Below are 6220 nucleotides of genomic sequence, written 5' to 3'. Positions count from 1 at the left end.
AGTCCAAGCACACCTGCTCGAACTCCTCGGCATCGACGAAACCCGACCCCGCTGGCTGGAAACCTAAAACCCCATCTGCGAAGTCCGGGGCTAGCGGACCGGCGTTCGCCCTCGGCTCACCGCGGCCGGTTCGTCCGCGCGCTGCTCGCGCGCCGCGGCCCGGCCGGCGAACACCGAGGTCAGGACGGCGAGTCCGGCCACCGCGGCGCACACCACGCTCGCCGTCAGGTAGGCGGAGCGGTGCCCTCCGCCGCCGGCGGTCTCCCGCAGGTAGACGCCGGACAGCGCCGAGACCGCGACGGCCGCCGCGATCCGCTGGGCCATCTGCAGGATCGCCCCGCTCACCCCGGCCGCCTCGGCCGGCGCGTGGCGCAGCACGTACGCCTGGTTGGTGGAGCCCATCAGGCCGATCGAGGCGCCGCCAAGCAGTTGCAGCAGCGCCAGCAGCCAGGGCAGGACGGCGACGGACGCCCAGTGCGCGACCAGCCCGCTGAGCAGTATGGCGAGCGCGGAGCCGGCCATCGCGGCGGTGACGGTGCGTCGGCCGTGGCGATGGACGACCCGCCAGGCCAGTGCGGAGGCCACGCCCATCGCCACGGCGGAGGGCAGCGCGACCAGCGCGGCGCCCATCGGGGAGAGGCCGAGGCCGTCCTGGAGGAACATGGTCAGGACCAGCGAGGCGGCCAGCGAGGAGCCGAACTGGGCCATCGCGGTGGCCGTCCCGAGCGCGTACGGTGCGGAGCGGGTGAGGGCCGGGTGGATCAGCGGCCGGCCGCCGGCCCGGGCGTAGCGGCGCTGCCACCAGGCGAGCGCGCCGAGCAGCAGCAGGGCGGCGGCGGCGAAGGCGAGCCAGCCGGCCCAGCCGGGCGGTCGGACGAAGGGCAGCATCAGGGCCAGGGTGAGCGCCGCGACCAGCAGCAGGCCGAGGACGTCGAGGTTGGCGTTCCGCGCGCCGGGGCGGGGCTTCGGCAGGTGCCGGGCCGCCAGGGCGACGGTGGCCAGGCCGAAGGGGACGTTGAGCAGGAAGGTCAGCCGCCAGCCGTGCTCGGGGCCGGCCAGGGCCAGCACCGCGCCGCCGATCGGCGGGCCGAGCGCGAAGGCGAGGCTGCCGGTGACGGCGTACATGCCGAGGGCGCGGGCCCGCAGCTGTCCGTCGAAGACGTCCTGGAGGGTGCCGATCATCTGGGAGTTGACCAGGCCGGCACCCGCGCCCTGCACCAGCCGGGCGGCGATCAGCACGCCGGGTTCGGTGGCGGTCGCGGAGACCAGGCTGACCAGGGTGAACAGGGCGAGGCCGGTGACGAAGAACCACTTGCGGCCCTTGACGTCGCCGAGCCGCCCGCCGGGGATCAGCGCGAGGCCGAAGGCGAGCGAGTAGCCGGCGACGATCCACTGGAGGTCGGCGGGCCCGGCGTGCAGGGTCTCGCGCAGGGCGGGGATGGAGGTGTTGAGGACGGACTGGTCGAGCAGGGTCGTGAAGCCGCCCGCGACGCAGACCAGCAGGACCCGGCGCCCGGCGGCGTCGAAGCGCTCCTTGGGCCGCTCGGACTTCCCGGCCCCCTCGGGGGCCCCGCTCCTCCCGGACTCCCCGGCTATCGGGCCGGTGGCGGCGCTCACGGTTCGACCACCACCAGCGCGTACCGGGCCTCGCCCGGGCCGAGGCTGCGGAAGCGGTTGGTGGCGCCGACGTAGCGCAGACAGTCACCGGGGCCCAGCGGCTGCGGCTCGCCGTCCACCGTCAGCTCCAGGTTCCCCTCGAACAGCCAGAGGTGGTGCTCCCGGCCGGGCGGGCAGGCGCGGTCGTAGGTGATGTCCGCGCCGGCCGGCAGCCGGCCCTCGATGATCTCCGCCCGCAGCGAGCCGTGCGGCGGCGAGACCGACCGGCGGACGAACCCGGTCGTCGCGTCCCGCCAGACCTGCTGCTCCCCGGCCCGCACCAGCCGGTCCGGGCCGGACTCCACCTCGGCCAGCAGGCGCGACATGGTCCGCCCGTACACGACGCACAGCCGCCCGAGCAGCGCGGCCGTCGGGCTGACCTCCGCCCGCTCCACCCGTGACAGCGTGGACCGGCTGACGTCCGCCAGCCGTGCCAACTCCTCCAGGGTCCACCCGTGTTCCAGCCTCAGCTCGGCGAGCCGCTGTGCCAGCCGCTCGTCGGCGGCCGTGTCGATTCCCATATTCGTGATGCTATCCCGTATCTGAGATCCACTCACCGGGCGTGGACCGCCAGATCCGTCGACCCGGAGCCCCAGGAGCGGCGGGATCCCCCGGAGTCCCCGGAGCCCCAGGGGCGGAGGGCGGCGGGCGGCGGGCGGCGGCGGGCACCCCACCCGGATCCGCGGCTTGACGGCGCCTCGGCCCACAAGGGGCGCTGATCATATGATGTGCGCCGAATCGTGGCCGGTCGGCGGCCCGTGAGGCGAGGGGGACCGGCGTGTTCGGCATCATCAGACCGTGCAGGCATCGATTGTCCGAGCGCTTGCAGACCTCGTGGATGGCCCACCTGTGCGGGCTCTGCCTCGCGCTGCGGGACGACCACGGGCAGCTCGCCCGGACGGCGACCAACTACGACGGTCTGATCATCTCCGTGCTGGTCGAGTCCCAGGCCGCCCGGGAGGACTCCTCCTGACGCCGCACCGCCGGGCCCTGCCCGCTGCGCGGCATGCGGACCGCCTCCGTCGCCAAGGGCGAGGGCGCCCGCCTCGCCGCCGCCGTGTCCCTGGCGCTCGCCTCGGTCAAGATCCGCGACCACGTCGAGGACCGTGACGGCGTCTTCGCCCGCCGCCCGGTCGCCGCCGGGGCCCGGGCCGTCACCCGGCGCTGGGACCGGAAGAGCGCGGGCAGCGCCTCGATCGTCGGCTTCGACACCGCCGTACTGCTCGACGCGGCCTCCCGGCAGGGCGAACTGGAGCGCTCGCTGCGGCCCGGCGGCTCCGTCCTGCTGGTCACCGAGCCCACCGAGACCGCCACCGCGGCCGCGTTCGCGCACACCGCCGTGATCGCCGGGCGCCCCGGCAACGCCGCCCCGCTCGCCGAGGCCGGGCGGCTGTTCGGCCGGCTCGCCCACCTCCTGGACGCCGCCGAGGACCAGGCCGCCGACGCGGCCTCCGGCGCCTGGAACCCGCTGACCGCCACCGGAACCGACCGCGCCGAGGCCGAGCGGCTCTGCCGGGACGCCGTGCACGGCATCCGGCTCGCGCTGGGCGAGGTCGAACTGACCGACCGCGCGCTGGTGCACGTCCTGCTCGCGCACGAGACCGAGCGCGCGGTGGAGCGGGTCTTCGGCCCGGCCCGGCACGGGGCGAGCTGCCGCCGTCCGGACTCGGCGGGCGGTGCCACGGCCGGGGGTGCGGCGGGCGGCACCACGGGCGAGCACCCGCACCAGGCTCCGCCGCGGGAGACGCCCCCGGGTCAGGCGCCGGTCCCGCCGTGGGTGCCGCAGGGCCCCGGCTTCACCCCGCCCGGCGAGAAGCCGCCGAACCCGCGCAACCTGCTCGCCGGGTGCGCGGTGTGGGCGCTGATGGCCTGCAGCTGCCAGCTGCTCTGCTGCGACCACAACGACCCGTTCAGCCGCGAACGCCGCGAGGGCTTCTGCCAGCGGCACGACTGCGACTGCCCCGACTGCGACTGCTCCGGCTGCTGTGACTGCTGCAACTGCTGCGACGGGGACTGCTGCGGCGGGTGCGACTGCGGGTGCGACTGCTGACGCGGCCGGCCGGTCAGTCCCTCCGGGCGGCGTCGGCCTCCCGCTCCTGACCGGCCGCCACCGGCCCGGGGTGCCCCCGCAGCACCCCGGGCCGGTCCGCGTTCCGGCCCTGCCCGGCCTCGCCACGCCGCCAGAGCGGCAGGACGGCCACCGGCATCACCGCCGGCGGGCACAGCTCGGCGCACTCAGGCATCGCGCCCCGCCGCCTTCCGGTCCCCCGCCAGCGAGTCCTCCAGCCGCGCCAGCAACTGCCGGAACCGCTCGGTGTCCTGCTCCGTCATCCGCCCCTCGGGCAACGCCCCCGGCCACTCGGCCGTCCTCTCGTCCATGCGCCCGAGGCTAGGCGGAGACGATCAATGGGAGATAAACGCGCGTTGACGCGAAGAGCACTTGCCCGGCGCGGTCCGCCCCGGAACGATCGCGGCGCATGACACCCCGTCAGCGACCCCCGACCCGCCCGGTCGCCCTGGTGACGGGTGCGGGCCGCTCCGTAGGCATCGGTGCCGGGATCGCCGGGCGGCTCGCGGCCTCCGGATGAGACCTCGCCTTCACCCACTGGACGGCCTACGACCGGCGGATGGCCCGGGGCGCCGAGGAGGACGCGGCGACCGGCATCACCCGGGCCGCGGGCGACGCTACCGGGCCGTCGTCGCGTCCAGCAGCAGCCGGGCGGCCTCCCGGGCGTCGGCGGCGGCCGTCGGGTCGCCGTGGACGGCGGCGCTGGTGATCGCCCCCTCGGCCAGCAGGGCCAGGTGGACGGCGGTGGCGGGCGGGGCACCGGCGGCCTCGGCCAGGTCCGCGAGGTAGCTGCCGAACTGTTCCTTGTGGTGCCGGGCCGCGGCCACCACCGCGGGGCTGACGGCGCCCAGCTCGCCGAGCGAGTTGACGAAGGCGCAGCCCCGGAAGCCGGGTTCGGCGAACCACCGGCCGAGCCAGTCGAAGACCGCGAGCAACTGCTCCCCAGGGGTGCCGCCGGTGTGCGAGACGTACACGGCGAGGCTCGCCCGCCAGCGGCCGTCGCGGCGCCGCAGGTAGGCCTCGACGAGCTCGCCCTTGGACGGGAAGTGCTGGTAGAGGCGGCGCATGGTCAGGCCGGAGGCGGCCCGGACGGCGTCCATGCCGACCGCCTGGATGCCCTGCCCGTAGAACAGCTCCTCGGCCGCGTCCAGGATCCGGGTCCGCGGGTCGTCCTGCTCCATCTGCCGTGCCCTTTGCGTGAGAACGATGGTTCTCCTATGGTAGCCACACCAGTGAGAACGATCGTTCTCGCCGACGGAACACCCATTCCGAGGAGTCCCCATGCCCGAGACCGGCACCGAGCAGCGCCCGCCCCTGCCCCCGTTCACCGAGGATTCGGCCCGCCTGAAGGTCCGGGCCGCCGAGGACGCCTGGAACACCCGGGACCCGGAGCGGGTCGCGCTCGCCTACACACCGGACAGCCGCTGGCGCAACCGCTCCGAGTTCCTCACCGGCCGCGAGCTGATCGCCGGCTTCCTCACCCGCAAGTGGCGGCGCGAGCTGGACTACCGCCTGATCAAGGAACTCTGGGCGTACGGCGGCGACCGCATCGCGGTCCGCTTCGCGTACGAGTGGCACGACGACGCCGGCCACTGGTACCGCTCCTACGGCAACGAGAACTGGGAGTTCGACGGGAACGGCCTGATGGCCCGTCGGTACGCCGCCATCGACGACCTGCCGATCACCGCCGAGGAGCGCCTCTTCCACTGGCCGCTCGGCCGCCGCCCCGACGACCACCCGGGCCTCACCGAGCTCGGCCTCTGAACGGCGCCCTTCACGGGGCGGGGGCGCACCCGCGCTGCCATCAGCCCCGGAGAGAGCACCGGGCGGCTCGGCCGCCCGGTGCTACCCGGGCCGGGAGGGCTTCGCCAACTCGGCGCGCAGCTCGGCGAGGTGCTCGTCGGCCGACTCGTGCGGCAGGAACTCGACCAGGTCGAGGAAGCGGAACAGCACCCTGGTCCCGGTGACGGCGTACTCGTAGTCGCCGAATCCGACCACCGCGCCCGTCCCACCGCGCGCCGCGCCCCGGACGGCGGCCGAGGTCAGCTCGTCGGCCGCGTCCTCGGCGCTCGCCCGCCGCCGGGCGTTGGGGCGCGCCAGGTACGGGCAGACCATGGCGGCGTAGAGCATGCAGGCCCGGTGGCCGGGCCCCTCCATGGTGGGCGCGAGGTTGCGGTACGGCTGCCCGGCCGCGAGCGCCCCGGCGATCGCGGCGCTCTCGGCGGCGCCGACCACCCGCCACACCGGGCCGCGCTCCATGAACCGCCCGCACACCGAGCACAGCCGCTCCAGCGCGCAGTCGGCGCTGCGCCCGTGGTCGGTCAGCGCGAACTGCGGCACGTCGCCCTGCCAGGGCGTGATCGCCGGCACCGGGTAGCCCCGCCCGTCCCGAGGCCGCGCCCCCACCTCGTCGGGCACCGGCACAAGTTCGAATCGCACGCCCCCATCGATACCAGGGACGGCCCCCGCGGGTCGACCCCGGCCGCCGGGGCGGAT

At 75.5% G+C, this 6220-nt stretch carries 7 protein-coding genes and 2 pseudogenes; 3 read left to right on the top strand and 6 right to left on the bottom strand.

What is annotated here, in order from left to right:
- Positions 1 to 90: 90 nt before the first annotated feature.
- Positions 91 to 1617: an MFS transporter gene (locus tag ACIQ87_RS19070; protein WP_402407830.1), complete on the bottom strand. Its 1527-nt coding sequence runs from the start codon at positions 1615 to 1617 to the stop codon at positions 91 to 93.
- On the bottom strand, positions 1614 to 2177 hold the full coding sequence (locus ACIQ87_RS19065) for a helix-turn-helix domain-containing protein (protein WP_402407827.1): 564 nt from the start codon (positions 2175 to 2177) through the stop codon (positions 1614 to 1616). The genes ACIQ87_RS19070 and ACIQ87_RS19065 overlap by 4 nt, the downstream gene beginning before the upstream one ends.
- 257 nt (positions 2178 to 2434) lie before the next feature.
- Between ACIQ87_RS19065 and ACIQ87_RS19060 the strand changes: the two are divergent.
- Positions 2435 to 3706, top strand: a pseudogene (locus ACIQ87_RS19060) (DUF5685 family protein).
- A gap of 13 nt (positions 3707 to 3719) precedes the next feature.
- Here ACIQ87_RS19060 and ACIQ87_RS19055 read toward each other — a convergent pair.
- Both ACIQ87_RS19055 and ACIQ87_RS19050 read right to left on the bottom strand, forming a co-directional pair.
- Complete coding sequence (locus ACIQ87_RS19055; protein WP_402407825.1) at positions 3720 to 3899, bottom strand: hypothetical protein; 180 nt, start codon at positions 3897 to 3899, stop codon at positions 3720 to 3722.
- A complete protein-coding gene (locus ACIQ87_RS19050) occupies positions 3892 to 4035 on the bottom strand; it encodes a hypothetical protein (RefSeq protein WP_402407822.1) in 144 nt (47 codons plus the stop codon). The genes ACIQ87_RS19055 and ACIQ87_RS19050 overlap by 8 nt, the downstream gene beginning before the upstream one ends.
- Before the next feature lie 98 nt (positions 4036 to 4133).
- On the opposite strand from ACIQ87_RS19050, the pseudogene ACIQ87_RS19045 reads away from it, so the two are divergent.
- Positions 4134 to 4331 (top strand): annotated as a pseudogene (locus tag ACIQ87_RS19045) (short-chain dehydrogenase); the annotation flags it as partial.
- Positions 4332 to 4341: 10 nt separating this feature from the next.
- Here ACIQ87_RS19045 and ACIQ87_RS19040 read toward each other — a convergent pair.
- Positions 4342 to 4905 (bottom strand): TetR/AcrR family transcriptional regulator, encoded by a 564-nt coding sequence (locus ACIQ87_RS19040; RefSeq protein ID WP_402407819.1) that lies wholly within the window; start codon positions 4903 to 4905, stop codon positions 4342 to 4344.
- 100 nt (positions 4906 to 5005) lie between these two features.
- Between ACIQ87_RS19040 and ACIQ87_RS19035 the strand changes: the two genes are divergently transcribed.
- A complete protein-coding gene (locus ACIQ87_RS19035; protein ID WP_402407816.1) occupies positions 5006 to 5488 on the top strand; it encodes a DUF1348 family protein in 483 nt (160 codons plus the stop codon).
- 81 nt (positions 5489 to 5569) lie between these two features.
- On the opposite strand, the gene ACIQ87_RS19030 is transcribed toward ACIQ87_RS19035, so the two are convergent.
- Entirely contained in the window at positions 5570 to 6163 is a 594-nt protein-coding gene (locus ACIQ87_RS19030) for a hypothetical protein (RefSeq protein WP_402407813.1), read from the bottom strand.
- Positions 6164 to 6220: the final 57 nt, after the last annotated feature.

The sequence above is a fragment of the Kitasatospora sp. NPDC096204 genome, from assembly GCF_044763205.1.
Taxonomy (GTDB): domain Bacteria; phylum Actinomycetota; class Actinomycetes; order Streptomycetales; family Streptomycetaceae; genus Kitasatospora.
Note: the sequence above shows the minus strand (reverse complement) of the source record. Positions and strands in the feature narration are given on the sequence as shown.